General features: G+C 60.6%; 1 protein-coding gene. It reads right to left on the bottom strand.

The features are described 5' to 3' along the window. Positions 1–92: 92 nt before the first annotated feature. On the bottom strand, positions 93–21,944 hold the full coding sequence (locus WMF43_RS04545; RefSeq protein ID WP_437677704.1) for an amino acid adenylation domain-containing protein: 21,852 nt from the start codon (positions 21,942–21,944) through the stop codon (positions 93–95). Between the last annotated feature and the right edge of the window lies 1 nt (position 21,945).

Here is a 21,945-nt window from a genome sequence, read left to right as displayed (position 1 = left end):
CAGCGCTAAAGTCGAGGTAACCCGACCGCACGTCGCCTTTCGGTCCGCTGTCTTCAAAGGGAGATTGGATAACCACCGGTGTTCTCCATCTATCAGGGTCGGTGGTCGTCCCGCTGCGCTAAGCCCGAAGCAGCAGGCTCGTCGTCCCTCTTCTGGGTCCGATCCGAAGACGGAGTGCTGGATTTTGGCGCACCGTTAGCCAAAGATCGAACCATAAACTCCATAGCTCGACGATGGTGTTGTATGATACGTCGGACAGTTGCCTCTGAGAACAGCTCCGCCGCGTATTCCACAGTCACCCTTAGGTACGAGTCATCGCCGAAGAACTGAAGGTCTAGCTCATTGGGCGTGGTGCGCTCATCGCGCTCAATCACCTCCATCGTCAGTCCGCCATGCCAATTATCCGACATCGCCGTCGGGAAGTTCTGATGCCGGAGCACGACGGGGACCAGGGGAATCTGACTGCTATCACGCGGGATATGCAGCGCGCTCAGCAAGCGTTCGAACGGCAAAGCTTGATGTTCGAATGCCCCCAACACGGTACGCTTCGCACGTCGCATAATCTCGGCGACGTCCGGATCGCCGGAAAGATCGACACGCAAAGGAAGTACGTTGATGAAGAAGCCGATGAGGTTCTCCAACTCGACGTGGCTTCGACCAGCGGTCGTGGTCCCAATACAAATGTCGTCACGACCCGTGAAGTGTCGGAGGACTATCGCAAAGCTCGTCAGAAGACCCATAAACAAGGTCGACTGATGGGCTCGAGTGAACTTGGCGAACTCCCTGGCCAGGGGCTCCGGATAGCTGAAGGTGATACTCGCTGCGTGCCAGGTGCGGCTGGGCGGCCGAGGGTAGTCGTACGGAAGATCGAGACCGTCCCTGTAGCCACTCAACGCCGCTTTCCAATAGGCAACATGTCGGTCGAAATTCTGTTTACGCTGCCACAGCGAATAGTCGGCGTACTGGATAGGAAGCGCGGGCAGATCGACCTTCACTCCAGTGACATACGCCGTGTACAACAGTCCGACGTCGCGACTCATGACGTTGAACTGCGACCAGGCATCGTAGATGATATGGTGCATTCCGATCAACAACACGTGGTGATCCTCTGACAGCCTGAGGATGCGAACCATGAAGAGCGGACCATTCACGAGGTCGTAAACATGGCTAGCAAGGTCGTCAACCTGCGCGAGGACGTCGGCCTCGCTGGCCTCTTGGACAGGTATCTCCAAATCCGTCGGTTCATGGATTACCTGAACAGGCTCGGAGTTGCCATTTCGGCTCCTGAAGGTGGTGCGCAGGGCCTCATGCCGAGCAGCCAACGCGTTGAACGCTGCCCTAAGCGCGACGATCGACAGCGGGCCTCGCAGTCTAAGGGCGATGGTACCGTTGTAGCTGGTCCTCTGCTCTTCCATATGGTGGTGTACAAACCACAAGCGCTCTTGCAGGTATGACAGCGGGATATCCTGAGAGCGGTCGACCGGCTGTATACCGTCGAGGAGGAGCGAGCTGGACTCTTCTCGCAGCTTCAGCTCGACGCGCTGAGCGAGCTGCTCAACTTCTGGATGTTCAAAGACCGTCGTCATGGCCAGCTCGACCCGGAATACTTGCCTAATCCTAGATATGAGCTGCGACGCCAATAGGGAATGGCCGCCGAGGTTGAAGAAGTCATCGTAGGCGCCGACGAGCTGGACGCCGAGGACGTCGCCGAAGATGTCGGCCAGCCGTCGTTCGAGTTCGTTCCGTGGCGCGACGTAGTCCTCGCGGCTGCCGGACACGTCCGGCGGCGGCAGGCCTTGCCTGTCGAGCTTGCCGTTGGGCAGCTTGGGCAGCGCGTCGACGACCGTGTACAGGGTGGGCACCATGTAGGTCGGCAGGTGCTCCGACAGATGCCGCCGGATCTCCTGCGTGTCCACGACCTGGTTCGGCTCGGCGACGAGGTAGGCCGCGAGCTGGGCGCCGCTGGACACCGGAGGCCAACCGGTGACCACCGCCTGCTGGATCGACCGATGAGCGGTCGCCACCTTTTCGACGTGACGAACGTCGACCCGATGTCCGCGCACTTTGATTTCGTAGTCTCGCCTACCGAGGTACTCGAGCGAGCCGTGTGCCAGCAAGCGCACCATATCCCCAGTCTTGTAAAGGCGCGCGCCTGGCGTGCTGCTGTAGGGGTTGACGATGAAGCGCTCTGCCGTCAAACCCGGTTCGCGCCAGTACCCTCGTGCCATCCCGACGCTGTCGACGTGCAGCTCCCCCATCACGCCCACCGGCACCCGACGAAGCTGCTCGTCGAGCACGAACACCTGGGTGTTCGCGATGGGCTTGCCGATCGGCACGAAGGCCGTGTTCGCCAGCTCCTGGCTTGCGCCCGACGCGCTCGCCGGGAAGTACGTCACGTCGTTCAGCTCCGTACAACCATAGTTGTTCCACAGCACCACTCCCGGCAGCTTCTTCTCGACTTCCTCCCTCACTCCCTGTGGCAACGCCTCGCCCGCCGTGACGATGCACTGCAGCGACCCCAGCGCCGCCGCGCTCTCGCCCAAGCTCTCCAGCAGCGCTCCCAGGTGCGAAGGCACAAGATGAATGCGGGTGACTTGCCACTGGTGCACCGCAGCCGCCAGTGCCGCGCTGTCTTTGACCACCGCGTCCGGGATCATGACTTGCGGCACGCCGGCCAGCAGCCCGCTCAAGAGCTCCTTCACCGACACCGCGAAAGCGATCGAGGTCTTCTGAAGCATCACCTCCCCAGGCCCAAGCGGAGAGCGTTGCCATGACGCCTGCAGCCAGTTGTGTATCTGGCAGTACGGCACCATCACCCCCTTCGGCTTGCCGGTCGACCCTGACGTGTACATCAAGCACGCAAGCTGATCCGCCTGAGGCGGCGCGGAGGGCCCGAGGTTTTCCTGCGGCAGGCTGGACATGCGCTCGTCGACCAGGCGCTCCTGCTCGTCGAAATCAAGCCAGGCTCGCACCTGCTGCCCGTCGGCGTGCCCAGCCTGCAGCGCCCGCTTGCTCAAGATGACCTGGGGCTCGGCATCCTCGAGGATCTGCTCGATATAGTGTTTCGGATACTGCGGGTCCACGGGCACGTAGCAGCCCCCCGCCTTGAAGATCGCCATCATCGCGATCAACAGCTCTTGTGACCGGTCGCAAATCACCGCTACCCGAGTCTCCGGGCCCACCCCCATCGCACGCAGCCAATGGGCGACTTGATTCGCTCGCGCGTTCAGTTGACGATAGCTCAGGCGTCTAGCGCCACCGCCCCCCTGCTGCTCGGCGGCTGTCACGCTGACGCACGCCAGCGCGTCCGGGGTCGCCTCGACTTGAGATTCAAAACGCTCAGCCAAGCTCCTGAACGCATCCATCCGGCAGGCTGTATTGTTCAGCGACGCGTACAGCCGCTGCTCCTGCTCCGTCAACAAGCAGAAGTCATTCAGTTGATCATCAGCCCGGTCCAGCAGCACCTCCAGCACCCGCCGATGGTGCTGAACCATGCGCATGACAGTCTCCTCCGAGAACAGGTCGGCCGCGTACTCGAGCGTCAGTTCTAGAGAATTCCCGTCACCAAAGAACTGCCAGTCCATTTCGCTCGGCGTGGTCCGCTCGCCGGTCAGCTCGAACCTCTCGAGCACCACCCCTTTCGACCATTGCGTAATCTGCGCGAACGGGAAGTTCTGGTGGCGCACGATGACCGGCACCAGGGGGATCTGGCTGCTGTCTCGCTGCTTGCGCAGCGCGCTCAGCAGGTGCTCGAACGGCAACGCTTGGTGCTCGAACCCCTGCAGGACGACTTGCCTCGTCCTCTGCAGCAGACCGCTAAAGCCCGGGTCCCCCGACAGATCCAAGCGCAGCGGCAGAATGTTGATGAAGAATCCAATCAGGCCTTCGAGCTCGATTTGATCGCGCCCGGCGATCGTCGTGCCGATGCACAGGTCTTCTCGACCCGTGTACCGGTTCAGCACCACGGCCAGGCTCGCCAGCAGGCTCATGAACAGCGTAGAATGATGAGCTCGGCTGAAGTCTGCCAGTCTTCTGGCCAGCTCCGCTGGGTACGTGTATTGGAGCGTCGCCGCCCGCCAGGCACGACCGGCGGTGCGAGCATAATCGTACGGCAAATCTAAGCCGTCTTCGTATCCCTCCAGCGTAGACTTCCAATATTCCTGATGAGCGCTGAGGTCTTGCTGGCGTTGCCACACGGCGTAATCTGCGTACTGCGCTGCCAACGGCGGCAGCTCCGCGCGACGCCCGCTCACCTCGCTGTCGTAGAGCCCCTGCAGCTCTCCGATGAGCACGCCAAAAGACCAGCCGTCGGCTATGATGTGATGAATATTGCTGATGACGATGTGTCGGTCCTCGGCGAGCCGCAGCACGCGGACCTTCAGCAGCGGCCCCTCCGTCAGATCGAACACCTGCTGAGACATTTCGTTCAGCTGGCGTTCGACCTCTCCTTCAGACACGTCCAGCAGCGGAATGTCCAGCACCCACGGCGACACGATCACCTGCCGCGGCTCCACGGCGCCGTCGGGCACCCTGAAGCAGGTGCGCAGCGTCTCGTGTCTCGCCACCAGGGCATTGAACGCGGCCCGCAACGCGTCCATCGAGAACGGTTTGCCCGAGAAGTGCATCGCGGACGTAATGTTGTAACTCGTGCGCTGGTCCTCCATGTGTTCATGGACGAACCACAGCCGCTCCTGCGCATAAGACAGCGGAATCGCTCCCGTGCGATCCACGCCCTCGATCGTCAACGACCGAGCCCCGCCTTCACTCTGCGACAGCTGTTCGATTCTACTCGCCATCGACTCCAGCATCGGCGACTCGAATATTAGAGTAACCGGAACCTCGACCTCCAGGTACTTGCGAATGCTCGAGATGAGCTGTATGGCGAGAATCGAGTGCCCACCCAGATCAAAAAAGTTATCTTTGACTCCGACCTGCGTCAGCCTCAGAACTTGTTGCCATACTCTTGCGAGGCCCTCCTCGACTTCGTTCCGTGGAGCCACGCAGTCCCTGGAATTTGCGTCGACGTCATACTCCGGTCTCGGCAAGGCCTTCTTGTCGATTCTTCCATGGACCGTTAACGGCAAGCTGTCCATGAACACGTACACCGTGGGCAGCATGTAATCCGTCAAACTCGCCCGAAGCTCCGCGTTCATCGAAGCGATCAGGCTCTCTCGCCCGTCGCGCACGCCGCCCGCCCCCCGCCCGGAGCGATCCGCACGCCCTCTGTCATCGATCGAGGTCTTGCCTTGCAGCACGACGTACGCCACCAACCTGGCCTTCTCCTGGAGATCCTCCCGGTAAACGACAACTGCATCGTGAACAACGGAAAGACGGCGTATTTGCGACTCGATGAACCCGAGATCGACCCTACGGTCCCGGATCCTGTCTTCGTCATCGACGCGACCAATGACCTCGATCCCACCACCCTGGAGCCGGCGGGCTAGGTCTCCCGTCCTGTAAAGCCGTTGCGATCCACCGTCCGCCTGTTGCCGGAACGGAGGTATCACAAAATCACGATTTGTCGCCACCGGATCGTTGTGATAGCCCCGTGCCAATTGCGCTCCCCCTACATAGAGCTGTCCGGGTACGCCCTCCGGAGACGGCTCACCATTTGCAAGTAGCACGTGAAGCTGCGTGTTCGCCGCCGGCTCACCTATAGGTACCCTACCCCATGAGAGCCGCGCTGGACTACTCCCCGGCACGCATGCATTACCTACCGGAGTGCAATCGAGGTAGCTCGCCCCCATTCCTGTTTCCTTCGTACCGTATGCGTTGACGATCCTCACGTCGACACCACCGGACCGCATCAGATCGCTGAACCGTTGGACCACGCTATCAAAGAGCAAGTCGCCGCCGCAGATGATGAAGCGCAACGTCTTAAGGCGGTCGATATCCTGCCGATTCCGGTCGATGTGTTGCAGCAATCCAGACAGCAAAGACGGGACTACATATATAACTGAAACGAAGTCCGCGCTCACCTGACCGATAAGAGCGGACGGTTGATGATCGGCTCCGGCATTGAGAATGCTCAACGTTCCACCGCTGACAATCCACTGGAGCAGCTCAGCGGTGCAGAGGTCGAGCGCAAATGGCGCCTTGAGAAGGAATCGATGCGATGAGCCAGCGAAGTAATTCCTGTGGCAGTGAACCAATCGACTAACGATAGCTCCGTGATCGACCATAACGCCACTTGCAACCGCGCCATCGTGGGACACGAAGTTGACGTAGGCCAGGCACTCGGGAGTCAAAGCAACATCGACCACCTCATCTCCCGGACGTCGGTCAAGCGGGGCTGCTATCCCATGCGCATCCTCGGCCGCGTCGATCACCAAAATTTTCTGGTCATCCACGGGAATACTACTAAGCAGATGAGATTTAGTAACAACAATACCGACCTGGGATTCATACAACAGACGGTAAATATCGCCTGGCGACGAATTGGCATCGATAGGCACGTAAGCACCGCCTGCCTTCAAGATGCCGAGTACACCAACCACCATATCTATCGAGCGTTCTACGCACAGCGCCACCAGAGTGTCCGGTTTTACACCATAGCTCCTCAGATGCTTCGCGATACGGTTCGCACGGAGGTCCAGATCAGAAAACGTAATCTGCTCATCGCCACAGCGCACCGCCCGCTCGTGCGGGTGCTCCTGCACGCGCCTCTCGAAGATTCGATGAATGTATTCAACTTGTTCGAGGACGACGCGATGCTCCTCATATCTCGGCAGCAGCTCCCGTCGCTCCTGTCGGGTTAACAGCGGTAATTCGTCGACAAACGCGCGCGGTTCTCTTAAAACGGCGTCAAGCAACACCTTATAATGACCGATCAGACGCTCGATGAATGCCTGACTGTACACGTCCGATGCATACTCGACGAATCCAGACAGGCCTCTGCTCGTCTGCGTGATGTCCACGGTGATTTCGAACTTGGCCGTTCCGTTGTGGATCGGCATCGGGGTAACGATCAGCCCCGGCAAATCCAGATCACCAGCCGGTGTGTTTTGAAAGTTGAGCATCACCTGGACGAGAGGAGAGCGCGCGGTGTCTCTAGCCATCTGGAGATCGTCCACGATCTTCTCGAATGGCACGTCTTGATGCGCATATGCATCATGCGCCGTCTGCTGAACCCTGCCTAGCAATTCGATGAAGCGCGGGTTCCCACCGACGTTCACCCTCATGACCAAGGTATTAACAAACAGGCCGATAAGATCCTGAACCTCAGCCCGGTTGCGATTCGCCACAGGGCTGCCGAGGCATATATCATCTTGACCAGAGTAGCGGGCCAGCAGAAGACCGAGCGCGCTGAGCAACACCATATAGACGGTGGCCCCGGACTCGGCACACAACACCTTCAGTCGGCCCGTGACATCACTGTCTATCTCAAAGGTGACGATCCCACCCGCGAAGCTTTGGAACGGTGGCCTCGGATATGTGGTCGGCAGGACCAAAGGCTCGACACCGGCGAGCTGCGCCCTCCAGTAACGAAGATGCTCCTCCAGGGTTTCATCCTTGAAGAACTCCCGTTCCCACCTCGCATAGTCCGCATACTCGATCTTAAGATCACCAAGCGGACAATCGCCTCCTCGCAGGTAGGCTGAGTAACACGCGGCGACCTCGTGGAAGAATATTGGCAACGACCATCCATCAAAAGCAATATGATGGATCGTCACCGCCATATAGTGACGATTCTGATCGATGCGGTACAGATTGGCCCGAATCGGCAGATCCCGCTCCAGATCGAACGGCGTCATGAGCTCGATCCGCAAGAGATTGTCGAGCTCCGCCTTGTCGCGAATCGGCGTCATTGGCAATTCAAAACCGGCTTCGCTACTCACGATCTGAAACGGCGCTCCGTCCACCTCGACGAAGTTCGTTCGGAGCGGCGTATGGCGTTTGATGACGGTCCTGATTGCGCTCTTCAGAGCCTCGACATCGATATCTCCCGTCAGCAGCGCGAGGCCGGGCGTGTTGTATGGTACGCCTTTGACGAACTTGTGCAGAAACCACATCCTCTCCTGCGCGAACGAGAGCACTGCTGGAGAATGATGGTTTTCCGCAGGACCTATCGCCCATGCGGCATCCCTATCTTGCGCTCGGACAAACTCGCTGAGCAGTTCGACGGTCGGCCGTTGAAACAGAGCCGCCATCGGGATGTGAACGTCCAGTTCCTTCTCTACTCTCGTCGCCACCTGCGACGCCAATAGGGAATGGCCGCCGAGGTTGAAGAAGTCATCGTAGGCGCCGACGAGCTGGACGCCGAGGACGTCGCCGAAGATGTCGGCCAGCCGTCGTTCGAGTTCGTTCCGTGGCGCGACGTAGTCCTCGCGGCTGCCGGACACGTCCGGCGGCGGCAGGCCTTGCCTGTCGAGCTTGCCGTTGGGCAGCTTGGGCAGCGCGTCGACGACCGTGTACAGGGTGGGCACCATGTAGGTCGGCAGGTGCTCCGACAGATGCCGCCGGATCTCCTGCGTGTCCACGACCTGGTTCGGCTCGGCGACGAGGTAGGCCGCGAGCTGGGCGCCGCTGGACACCGGAGGCCAACCGGTGACCACCGCCTGCTGGATCGACCGATGAGCGGTCGCCACCTTTTCGACGTGACGAACGTCGACCCGATGTCCGCGCACTTTGATTTCGTAGTCTCGCCTACCGAGGTACTCGAGCGAGCCGTGTGCCAGCAAGCGCACCATATCCCCAGTCTTGTAAAGGCGCGCGCCTGGCGTGCTGCTGTAGGGGTTGACGATGAAGCGCTCTGCCGTCAAACCCGGTTCGCGCCAGTACCCTCGTGCCATCCCGACGCTGTCGACGTGCAGCTCCCCCATCACGCCCGCCGGCACCCGACGAAGCTGCTCGTCGAGCACGAACACCTGGGTGTTCGCGATGGGCTTGCCGATCGGCACGAAGGCCGTGTTCGCCAGCTCCTGGCTTGCGCCCGACGCGCTCGCCGGGAAGTACGTCACGTCGTTCAGCTCCGTACAACCATAGTTGTTCCACAGCACCACTCCCGGCAGCTTCTTCTCGACTTCCTCCCTCACTCCCTGTGGCAACGCCTCGCCCGCCGTGACGATGCACTGCAGCGACCCCAGCGCCGCCGCGCTCTCGCCCAAGCTCTCCAGCAGCGCTCCCAGGTGCGAAGGCACAAGATGAATGCGGGTGACTTGCCACTGGTGCACCGCAGCCGCCAGTGCCGCGCTGTCTTTGACCACCGCGTCCGGGATCATGACTTGCGGCACGCCGGCCAGCAGCCCGCTCAAGAGCTCCTTCACCGACACCGCGAAAGCGATCGAGGTCTTCTGAAGCATCACCTCCCCAGGCCCAAGCGGAGAGCGTTGCCATGACGCCTGCAGCCAGTTGTGTATCTGGCAGTACGGCACCATCACCCCCTTCGGCTTGCCGGTCGACCCTGACGTGTACATCAAGCACGCAAGCTGATCCGCCTGAGGCGGCGCGGAGGGCCCGAGGTTTTCCTGCGGCAGGCTGGACATGCGCTCGTCGACCAGGCGCTCCTGCTCGTCGAAATCAAGCCAGGCTCGCACCTGCTGCCCGTCGGCGTGCCCAGCCTGCAGCGCCCGCTTGCTCAAGATGACCTGGGGCTCGGCATCCTCGAGGATCTGCTCGATATAGTGTTTCGGATACTGCGGGTCCACGGGCACGTAGCAGCCCCCCGCCTTGAAGATCGCCATCATCGCGATCAACAGCTCTTGTGACCGGTCGCAAATCACCGCTACCCGAGTCTCCGGGCCCACCCCCATCGCACGCAGCCAATGGGCGACTTGATTCGCTCGCGCGTTCAGTTGACGATAGCTCAGGCGTCTAGCGCCACCGCCCCCCTGCTGCTCGGCGGCTGTCACGCTGACGCACGCCAGCGCGTCCGGGGTCGCCTCGACTTGAGATTCAAAACGCTCAGCCAAGCTCCTGAACGCATCCATCCGGCAGGCTGTATTGTTCAGCGACGCGTACAGCCGCTGCTCCTGCTCCGTCAACAAGCAGAAGTCATTCAGTTGATCATCAGCCCGGTCCAGCAGCACCTCCAGCACCCGCCGATGGTGCTGAACCATGCGCATGACAGTCTCCTCCGAGAACAGGTCGGCCGCGTACTCGAGCGTCAGTTCTAGAGAATTCCCGTCACCAAAGAACTGCCAGTCCATTTCGCTCGGCGTGGTCCGCTCGCCGGTCAGCTCGAACCTCTCGAGCACCACCCCTTTCGACCATTGCGTAATCTGCGCGAACGGGAAGTTCTGGTGGCGCACGATGACCGGCACCAGGGGGATCTGGCTGCTGTCTCGCTGCTTGCGCAGCGCGCTCAGCAGGTGCTCGAACGGCAACGCTTGGTGCTCGAACCCCTGCAGGACGACTTGCCTCGTCCTCTGCAGCAGACCGCTAAAGCCCGGGTCCCCCGACAGATCCAAGCGCAGCGGCAGAATGTTGATGAAGAATCCAATCAGGCCTTCGAGCTCGATTTGATCGCGCCCGGCGATCGTCGTGCCGATGCACAGGTCTTCTCGACCCGTGTACCGGTTCAGCACCACGGCCAGGCTCGCCAGCAGGCTCATGAACAGCGTAGAATGATGAGCTCGGCTGAAGTCTGCCAGTCTTCTGGCCAGCTCCGCTGGGTACGTGTATTGGAGCGTCGCCGCCCGCCAGGCACGACCGGCGGTGCGAGCATAATCGTACGGCAAATCTAAGCCGTCTTCGTATCCCTCCAGCGTAGACTTCCAATATTCCTGATGAGCGCTGAGGTCTTGCTGGCGTTGCCACACGGCGTAATCTGCGTACTGCGCTGCCAACGGCGGCAGCTCCGCGCGACGCCCGCTCACCTCGCTGTCGTAGAGCCCCTGCAGCTCTCCGATGAGCACGCCAAAAGACCAGCCGTCGGCTATGATGTGATGAATATTGCTGATGACGATGTGTCGGTCCTCGGCGAGCCGCAGCACGCGGACCTTCAGCAGCGGCCCCTCCGTCAGATCGAACACCTGCTGAGACATTTCGTTCAGCTGGCGTTCGACCTCTCCTTCAGACACGTCCAGCAGCGGAATGTCCAGCACCCACGGCGACACGATCACCTGCCGCGGCTCCACGGCGCCGTCGGGCACCCTGAAGCAGGTGCGCAGCGTCTCGTGTCTCGCCACCAGGGCATTGAACGCGGCCCGCAACGCGTCCATCGAGAACGGTTTGCCCGAGAAGTGCATCGCGGACGTAATGTTGTAACTCGTGCGCTGGTCCTCCATGTGTTCATGGACGAACCACAGCCGCTCCTGCGCATAAGACAGCGGAATCGCTCCCGTGCGATCCACGCCCTCGATCGTCAACGACCGAGCCCCGCCTTCACTCTGCGACAGCTGTTCGATTCTACTCGCCATCGACTCCAGCATCGGCGACTCGAACAATGTAGCCACGGAAACATCGACCCCGAAGAGCACGCGGACCCGCGAGATCATCTGCGTGGCAAGCAACGAATTTCCGCCCAACTCGAAGAAGTCGGCACCGACCCCTACGGGCCCGCTGCCTAACAGCGATTGCCACAGGTCACTCAGCTTCCTCTCGACGTCGGTTCGCGGGCCGGATGAGTCCTGCGGTTTGTTGGTGGTCGATACAGTCCACTGCGCCTGTTCAGAAGTTTGCTCCGGGCCGCTGCGGCTCGCCGTCGAAATCCAACATCTCTCTCCGGCGAACGGGTACGCCGGCAAACTGACGCGCCTTGGCTTAATCTCTCCGTAAAGCGTGTTCCAGTCGACCGGCAACCCCTTGACCCACAGATCGAGCAGCTTTGAGTACTTGCCTTTCGCGATCCACGCAGTGATCGCGTCCGCCATGTCGTCGTCGGCGCTCAGCAGCGCGATGGCATCCCTACTGCCGGCGGTGTCGCCCATGTAGAGCGCGTCGATTCTCCGCTCCCCGCCGAGGTACGCCTGAAGCTTCGCCGTGAGCTCCTCGATCGAGCCGACGATCGCCGCCAGCCTGACCTCCATGGCGTCGCGGCCTGTCTGTAACGTGTAGGCGACATCTGCGAGATCCAGCGCATTCAGCTCTCGCCGCGCCATCCAGTCCAACAACTGCTTTACTCGAGCCTTGAGGCGTTCCTCGGTCTTGGCAGAGAGCACGATGAGCGCCGGACGCTGCGCGGTGACGTGCGAGCGAGACACGGCCATCGATGACGGCGACGGCGCACGATGCACATACTCTTCCAACACCAGATGAGCATTTGCGCCACCCGCGCCGAATGAAGAAACACCAGCCCTACGCGGATACTCCTTCACCTCGCCGTCAATCTCAAGTACAGGCCGCTTCCAGACCGTCAATTCCTGTTGAACTGTGAACGGGCTTCTTTTGAAGTCTATGTACTGATTCAGCTGCCGGGAGTGAAGGCTGGGGACCACCTGCCCGTGCTTCATCTGAAGAAGGACCTTGGCGATGCTGGCCATGCCCGAAGCGCTCTCGCAATGACCAATGTTGGACTTCACCGAGCCGAGCGCACAGAACCCTCGGTCCTGCGTATGAGCCTGGAAGACCCTATTCAGCGAAGCCACTTCAACGGCGTCGCCCAGCAAGGTCCCCGTGCCGTGTGCCTCGATATAGCTGATCGTTTGCGGCTCGATCCTGGCCTGTTTGATTGCCCTATCAACGACATCGACCAAGGCGCTCGGGTTTGGCGCGGCATAGCCTATCGATCTGCCGCCAGCGTTCACCATGCTTCCTTTGATGATGGCATAAATGTGATCACCGTCAGCGATGGCTCTCCGCAGCGGCTTCAAAACTATGGCACCGCACCCCTCCGCGTCGACGAAGCCATCCGCGCCGTCTCCAAACGGCCGGCATTCGTCCCCAGACGACAGCATACCCAAGGAGGATAGGCCTATATAATGGTCTGGAGAAACGATGAGATTGACACCGCCGGCGATGGCGACCTCACTCGTTCCGCTATGCAGGCTCTCGAGGGCCTGATGGACTGCCGTCAAGGAAGACGCGCATGCAGTGTCCACCGCCATGCTGGGTCCCTGAAAATCGAACGAATAGGACACTCGATTGGCGACGGACCAATGACGCGATCCGCCGGGATAGTGTCCGTTCATCACGCCGACGAACACACCGACCCTTCTGCTGTTGCTTAGGGTGGCGAGCGTGTAACCGGCATCCTCGATGCTCCGATAGGCCTCCTGCAAGAACAGCCTCTCCTGCGGGTCCATCGCTGCCGCATCGCGGGGCGCGATGTCGAAGAACGAAGGGTCGAATCGGTCGACGCCCTCGATGAATCCACCCCACATGCTGTACGTCTTTCCGCGACTGCCCTTGGCCTCATCAAAGTACTGGCTGTGGTCCCATCGCTCGGCAGGCACCTGCGTGATGCAGTTCACCCCACGCTTCAGATTTTCCCAAAACTCATCGACATCCTTAGATCCTGGGTACCGTCCGGACATCCCGATGATGGCCACGTCTCGTTCACCAGCGTCATCGAGTTGTACGGCCTGCTGCCTCTCACTCGTCTCTTTGTGGTCGGATCTAGACGCGCGCGATGGCAGCGATTGTGCCATTGATTCATTTGGCGCCATCGCACCAATCGTCGACGAATGTTCGACCGCTGCGCCGCCGACACTCGATTTGGAGCGCTCGCCCTCGATGCCAACCCATACTTTCACGGCATCGGGTTGCGCTCCAATCAACGAATCAACAAGCGAGTCAATCGACTGCGACTCGAACAGAAGCGCGCTGTCGATATCGCAAAACATTCGCCTCAACTCATTGGTCAACTCGACTATAACGATCGAGTCGATACCGTAATTACTCATCTCCTCGTGCGACGCAATATCGCGAGGATCCATTTTGACTATTCTGCCGATCAACTCCTTTAAATGGCTCGTCGCCTTCTGCCGCAGATGCTCGATCGACGGCTGATACACGTCGCCCTCGCCGGCCCCCGCTCGCTCGGCAGAACTTACCCATCGCGCGAGCGCATCAGGCCGACTCGCGGCAAAGTGCCGCACCAAGGCGTCGATCGACTGGGACTCGAATACCAGCGAGAAGTCAATCTCGCCGAATATCTTCTGCAGCTCGGCCGTCAGCTCAACGACGACGATGGAATCGATTCCGTAGTGGTTTAGGGTCTTGGACGCATCGATCTGACGAGGATCAATCTTTAGTATCTTTCCGACCAACTCCTTGAAGTGGTTTTCTGCGACTGTCTGCGCCCCTCGAACGTCAACCCTCTGGACGGCGTCTGTCTCTGGAGATATCTGGATGCCAACCCACGCCATCAACTCCGACGAACTATTCTTGATGAGGCAGTCCACCAGCGCATCAACGGACGGCGCCTCGAAGAAGATCGCAGCGTCGACTTCGCCGACCACCTTCTTCAATTCATTGACCAGCTCAACAATTAGGATCGAGTCAACTCCATATCTATCGATCGCCACAGAGGAATCGATCTCACTGTCGTCGACCTGGAGCATTCTCGCGATCAGCTGCTTCACCTGCGCCGCGGTTCGTCTTCGCAAGACACTGGAATCCATGACGTTGGAGTCTTTCTGTCTCATAGGCCGCTGTGCTTCAGGAGGAGCATCGCGTCGTGCGACAATGATTTGTTGTTCCAGCCCCTGGACCAGTGATGCGGGGTCATCATCTACGACGAACCCCTCGCTCTCCAGCAGGTCGCGCCAGGAGCTGGGAGAAAGCGCGGGAGAGCCGGGCACGCGCAGCGCCGCATCTTCGTAGCGCCACCAGCCTTCGAGTAAACCGAACGTGAGATGGGTGAACAGGCTGCTTCCGTTAATCTCGTTGATCAATAACAGACCGTGATCTCGAAGAAGCGCTTTGGCGTTGCGGACCGCTTGACGGGCGTCCCTCGTGGCGTGCAGCACGTTGGCAGCGATCACGATGTCAAAACCGCTCAACGCGAGACCTTGCTCGGCTGGGGATCGCTCAACATTGAACAATCCTGTCTTAAGATATGCCGCTTTTTGAAGGTAATGACGTTGAGCATGTAACAGGAACGCCTTCGAGACATCAGTGTACAGGTACACCGCGATGCTCGCCTGATACGGCCTCAGCCGCTCTAACATTCGCGCGCTCGTGCCACCAGTACCTGCACCGATCTCGACTACGCTCAGCTTAATTTGCGGGCTTAGCGCTCGCTTCTGCTCGATGTATTCGACCAGACGATCGCCCATCAAATCATTGAAATGATCCGAGATGGGGTCGCCTTTGTAGACGCCCTCCACCAGGTCCATCGACCCCTCGGGGAACAGAACCTCGGTGGCGCTCCGCCTGCCCCGAATAATGTCCAACAAGGCGCGCAGGCTGGAGTCCAATACTCTTACACGCGCGCGCCATCGATATTTCTCGTCTGCTCGCGCCTTATACGCGTCCCACTCCGACCACAGCACTCGCATGGACGGGACAGCCGCGACCTGTCGCAGCTGAACCGCTTGCGTGCCAGCACCGAGGTAGCCTTGCTCCCGCAGCAGGTTCAAGGTGTGGTCGAGCCAGCGGTCGTACCTCGCGGGCCATCCCGCCTCTCGCTTCCATGCCGCGATGTCAAGCGTCGTCTGGGCGAACAAGCCTAGCTCACGGAGCTGCCCGAACAGCAGTCTCCCGAGCAGCCGATTGAGCTGCTCCTCTTCCGCCTTCCCAACGCCGTCGGGATCGTCCTGCGAGGCGTCTCCCTGATCATAGGGGACGTGAAGCGGCAGAATTTGCTCCACGGCCCGCGGTCCGTCTGGCTCCTCTGCCGCGATGCCAACTGTCAGCGCCGCTGCGGCGCGAGTGGCCTTCATAAAAACAATCTGCTGCGGCGGCGAGCCCAAGAATCGCCGCAGCGCGGCCATCGCTTCGGGAGGTTCGATTGACCCGAACCCGATGCGCGCCATGCGCTCGCGATACTCGGGGGAGGCCACCACGCCCGCGTTGCCCCAGTAGCCCCAGTTGATGGTCTTGATCGGCGCCCCCTGCTGGGCCCAAGCCTGCGCGAAAGCGTCCGTGAACACACAGCCCGCCGCGTAGTTACTCTGCCCCCGCGCCTTCGTCATGCTCTGCACGGAGGAAAAGAACAGCACGAAATCAAGCGAGTCGGACTGGAACGCCCGGCCAGCCTGCACGCTGACGTTCACCTTCGCTCTCAGGCTAGCGCGGAAGGAGTCTTCCTCCATTCGAGCGAGACTCCGGTCCTGGAGCACGATCGTCGCGAGCACTACTCCATGGACTCGACCGAAACGCTCGATGACCTCTCTGCGAGCCGCTTGCATGGCGGCAGCGTCACACGCATCGGCGGCGATGTAGTGCGGCGCAGGCCCCAGCTTTCCAAGGTGCTCCTGCTTTCGCGCAATTTCCGCATCCCTTGCTCGCCGGCCTATCCATACCACGCGGGCCTGGTGACTGCGTATGAGATATTCGGTGAACACCACTCCCAGACCGCCCGCGCCCCCGACAATTACGTAGACGCCGCCGGCGCGGTACACCGGCGTGTTGGGCTCCGGCAAACGTGTGGGGACGAGGTGCGGCTCGAACCATTTACCGTTGCGGTACACAAGCGCGTTGCCTTGTGCCTGTGCTGGCTGCGCCAACAACTGCTCCCAGCTCGGCCACGGTTCTCGCTCCGGCAAGTCGATCAAACGAAGACTCCAGTGGGCGTACTCCTTGGCCAGGGCACCCGCGAGTCCATGAACGCTCGCATGCGCGGGTCTGACCTGATCGGTCGACCCGACGGACTGTGCCTGTACCGTCAGTATGGTGAAACCGAGCGGCTTGTGGCCGTACCCGAGCGACAGCAGCGCCTTGACTAACCGGAAGCCGGTCGTAACGCAGCGATCTTGCGCATCGATGAGCCCATCGCTGAAGAGCTCCGCCTGCTCGTTCGGAACCGCCCAGAACAGGTGCTCTATGTTGCCGAGCAGCGCAAGTCGCTCCGCAATGTGCTCGACGCCCTCTTGGCCGTTCAGAGGCAGCACCCTCGCGTCAGGGTACAGGCTAAGCATTGCGTGCAACCGCCTCGAGTCGCCGATAACAGCGACCTGCTGCTTGACGCTGGGCCACACCGGCCCGCATCCCGGGTCGACCGCTCGCCACGCTGGGACCAGCGTGAGCTCGCGTGGGGGCTCCGCTTCCGCGCGGCGCGTGGTCTCATCGGGCACATGGTGGACGAGCGGCCGGCCTTCGAGCAGGCGGGAGCTGAGCCCAATCAGGCTTGCGCACACGAACCCAGCATCATCGCACACGTTGATGTCGATCTTCGGTGCCGCGCTATTGGGCCCAGAGCCTTCACTGTAGCGCACGACCGCCCATGCTCTCTCGGGCAGGGGCGCCTGCACGTCCAGCCGCTGCAGCGCGAATGGCATCGTCATTCTGCCATTGTTGTGCTCGCCATGAGTTAGTCCAAGAGTTGCCTGCAAGGCTCCGTCCAGCAGACTCGGATGAAGCACGTATTCACTCAACGACCCAGACACCTCGCGCGGCAGCCTCAGCTCTCCTAACACGACCGGCGATCCCGCCTCGCCATCCCGAACGAGGTGGATATGGCGCACAGACTGAAGCGTCGCGCCAAGCACCAGCCCTCGCTTCGCAAAGCTCTCATAGTATTCGTGTCCCTGAGCGACGGGCGCGCCGCTCAGCATTCTCAATCTGGCCAGGTCAATCTGGCACCTATTCGTGGCGCGCACCCACAGCGCGCGGCCTTGGCTGTGGAGCACCTTCATCTTGCCATCAGCGCTGTGGACGGTGAACGCGATGGTGCCGTCTTCCTGCGACACGAGCGCGACGTGAACGTGAATCCCGCCTGGCTCGACAACGATGGGTCGTACAAAGACGACGTTCTCCAGTCGAACACACCAGCCAGCGTCTCGCGCTGCCGTAGCTCGCTCAACCCCTGCCCGAGCCATCTCTAGGTGTACGGCCGCAGGCAGCACTCGCTGGCCTTGAATTCGGTGATCGGCGAGAAAGAATTCCGATCCCGAAAAGACCGAGCTGAAGCGCTGCGCGTTCGAGTCCGACGCGTTGCGATGAATCAGCGGATGAAGTGGCGGTGAGCGATCGTTGCCCTCCGTCCGCGGAGCGGCCGGCGCGTCCGGAACCCAATAGCGCTCACGCGCAAACGGATATGTCGGCAAGCTCACGAGGCGCGGCGTGTTGTTCCCGTACAACTCGCGCCAGTCGATCGCTACGCCCTTGACCCAAGACTTGAGGAGATCGATATGTTTCCCATCGCGAACGCACGCGGCGACGGAGTGCTCACTTCCTTCGCTGTCCGTTTGCGACGACGGTCGATCGCGTTGGACCTCCCCCCAGCAAAGACCGTCAACATGATGTGCTCCGCCCAAGAAGGCGTCCAATTTCTCCTCGAGCTCTTCAGCACGCCTGACAGCCACCCCCAACCGGAACTCCATGGCATGACGGCTGACCAGCAGCACATAGGCGAGGTCGGCCAAATCTGGCGGAGCCTCGCGTCGCCGCATCCATTCCAGAAGCTGTCGCACTTGCTCCCTGAGCCTATCCTCGTTCCTCGCGGAAAGGACGATCAGCGCCGGGTTCGATGAGATGGGGTCACCTCCTCCAACTCGCGTGGGCGCGGTCCGATATTGCTCCAAGATCAAATGCGTATTCACGCCGCCGAATCCGAATGAGCTGATGCCCGCACGGAGAGGCAGTGCGTCACCGCTTGCATCCACCTCGGCACACCACTGCTCGTTCTCTTTCATCACCCTGAACGGGGAGTTCTGCAGATCGATCCGAGGGTTGAGTTGCTTGAAGTGTCGCGTTCCTGGTATTATGCCGTACTGGAACGCCAGCAATACCTTGATAAGACTTGCCAATCCCGCGGCCGATTCAGTGTGGCCGATGTTCGACTTGATCGAACCTAGTCCACACCGCCCCAGGGACGCGCCCGGGCTGAGTACCTCGAATCCCTCCTTGAGCGCCTGAACCTCGATCGGATCTCCGAGGTTCGTACCCGTCCCATGCAACTCGATGTAAGTGACCGTTGCCGGGTCTACCCGAGCCTCGGTGTAGGCCGATATCAACAGCCTCTTCTGCGCGTTGACGTTGGGCGCACGTAGGGAGTTCGATCGTCCATCGTGGTTGACAGCCACACCTCGTATGACACCGAGGATTTGGTCCCCATCTAACATTGCCCTACTAAGCGGCTTCAAAAGGACACCAGCGACACCTTCGGAGCGAACAAATCCGTCAGCGGCGGCGTCGAGCGTCTTGCAGCGCCCGTCCGGCGCGAGCATTCCCGCTCTAGCGCTCGCGAGCAGCACCCGAGGGGTGAGGATCAGATTCACGCCAACGACAATCGCAGACAAGCAATCTCGTCTACGCAGCGACTCGACGGCCCGATGGATCGCGACGATCGAGCTCGAGCATGCGGTGTTGACAACCTCGCTCGGACCGATGAAGTTGAACCAGCGAGAAGCACGGTTTGGAATCATGGTATGGTGCGTGCCAGAGTCGATGTAGGCACCTGAGTGCACCATCAGGTCCGGCCTGGCAGCGAGAACTTCGCCATAATCCGCGGTATGAGCAGCGACGTACAAGCCGACGCGCTCTCCACTCCATGACATCGGATCATGCCCGGACGCTTCAGCGAGCTTCCAGATGAACTCGAGCACCTTACGTTGCTGTGGATCCATGCACTCGGCCTCTCGGCGTGATATCCCGAAGAACGGCGCATCGAACAGGTCCACCCCCTTCAGCAGTCCAGCCCACCTCGGCAGCGCACTCTCGTCGATTCCGGCATAGGTACGGGTCGCCTCCCAAAGCTCCGGGCGCTGGTGCTCGATAAGCCCGACGCCGTCACCTCCGGCGATCAGGAAGTTCCAGAGCGCCTCCGTGCCTTCGCCAGCACCGGGGAACTCGCAATGCATCCCAACCACCGCGATCTGCTCAGCTTGGTGGACGTTCGCCGCTGCAGCTGCGCCCGCTACATGGTGAGCAGCCGTCGCGGACGGCGGCTCGGCCGACGCTACCCCCCGGGAGGAGCCCAAGCCGCTGCCGCTCAGATGGGCTGCGATTTCGCGCAGAGTTTGATACTTGAACATATGGGTGGCTTCGAATGGAACGCCGAAGGCGCTCTCTATTTCTCCAGCCAAGCGCACGCACTGCAGTGAGTCCAGCCCCGCCTCCGAAAAATTCGTATCGGGCTGATATTGCAGGGCACGCTCCCCCAGCGTTTTGACAAACAATCGCCGGAGAATCACCTCCGTCTTGTCATCTGGACTCGAGGTGACGCTAGAGTATCCGTCATTGGGTCGAAGTTGCATCTTGTCCGACCATATCGTCGCCAGCTTCCCTTTGAAGAAAGCGTCTCTGATGGGTCGCCTATTGAGCTTACCAACGGTCGGGGGGAGCAGCTTGTCCGTCTCGATGAACGCAAGCTCATCTACAGTCACACCATGGATCTCAGCGACCTGTCTGCGAATCTTTGCAGCCAGCGCTGGATAGTAGCTCGCAGGCAACGACTCACTAACTCCAATGAGCGCTATAATGCGCTCACGGTCGCCTTGTTCCAGCCCGAACACGACCGGCCTCAATACGCATTTCGCCGCGACCTCGGCAATCGTTGACTCGATATGAGACGGAAAATGATTTTTGCCGCGAACGATGATGACATCCTTCTCTCTCCCAGCGATGTAGACGCATCGATCGCGTACGAATCCTCTGTCGCCCGTGCGAAAGAAACCGGTTTCGCCAGTGTCCTTTACCGTCCACCCAAACGCCTGCCGGTCCGCATCTTCGTCATCGAGATATGACTTGGCGACTCCGGGCGACTTCACCCAAATCTCGCCAACCTCACCCTCGTTACACGTGACTCCGCTCTCGGGATGTACAATGCGGAGCGTGATGCCGTCGGCAACGCGGCCGCAGTTCGCCAGGTCCACCCCCGTCCGGCCGTGCGCAAGGTGGACCTGACCTGCCAGTAACTCCGACCCATCGACCGCCAAGAATTGTGGGCCGCTGCCCTCGCACCATGTCGTCAGGGCGCCAGTCTCTGAAAGACCGTAGTGGGCACAGAACGTGCGATCTCGTGCCCCCGATCTACGGAATTTTTCGAAGAATCGCTCGATGCTGCGCTTCCGGACCGGTTCGCCGCCGCAGACCACGTGGGTGATCGTACCGAGTGCATCGCCGGGGACGTCGAGGACGGACACCGCATCAGTCCATAGATCCAATGCGAAGTTGGGAGCCGCTATGTGAGTGGCGCCCACGCGCTTGACGGTTTCGAACCAGATGGCCGGACGCTTCATGAACTCGACAGGGTGAATGAACGTGCTCTGCGTCCCACAGCACAGAGGCGCCATCACGCCGAAATGCAGCCCGAAGTTGTGCGATGGTGAGAGCCAGGTTACAATCCGACTGGTTTCACTCATCGACCACTGCACGGCTCCGGCACGCGCTTGGTACAATACATTGGCATGACTTAGGATGATCCCCTTCGGCTTACCGCTCGACCCGGAAGTAAGGAGGATCAATGCGGCGTCTTCCTCGCAGGCTTGATTAAGGCAGATAGGTGCGCTAGCGTCCGCTGTAAGTTCGTCATACGCTAAGAGCCGGACGCTACAACCGGAGCGTGCAAGCAGAGCCCCCGCCAGTCGGTTATCCCGCGTAAGGACGAACACCTCCCCGGCGGCGCTATGGCACGCCAGCAGTGCATCTATCTTCGCCAACTCCTGCGAGGTAGGCTCAGCGGACGCGAGTGTCACGGGAACAGCGACGACGTTCGCGCCGAAGCAGCCAAGCAACGACGCGACGAAGTCAACTCCGTGCGGCATGGCGATCACGATCCGGGTCTTCGGCGCGGCTTGCCGCTGAAGAGAGCCGGAAACTCCGAGCGCCTTGGCCACCAGGTCAGCAGCGTTCGACGATCGCTCTGGTGCTCCGTCTGAACCCGGAAAACAAAACAGCGAGCCGGACGGTCCCTTGCCGGAGGCGATCTCCCCGAGCAGTTGCTGTAGGCGCGACATG

The organism is Sorangium sp. So ce131 (assembly GCF_051519095.1).
In the GTDB taxonomy this organism is placed as follows: Bacteria; Myxococcota_A; Polyangia; order Polyangiales; family Polyangiaceae; genus Sorangium.
The sequence above is the reverse complement of the archived record's forward strand: the minus strand, read 5'-3'. Positions and strand labels throughout refer to the sequence as shown.

Coding starts and splice junctions, on each gene's coding strand:
- WMF43_RS04545 (WP_437677704.1), bottom strand. CDS start 21,944: ATGTCGCGCCTACAGCAACTGCTCGGGGAGATCGCCTCCGGCAAGGGA.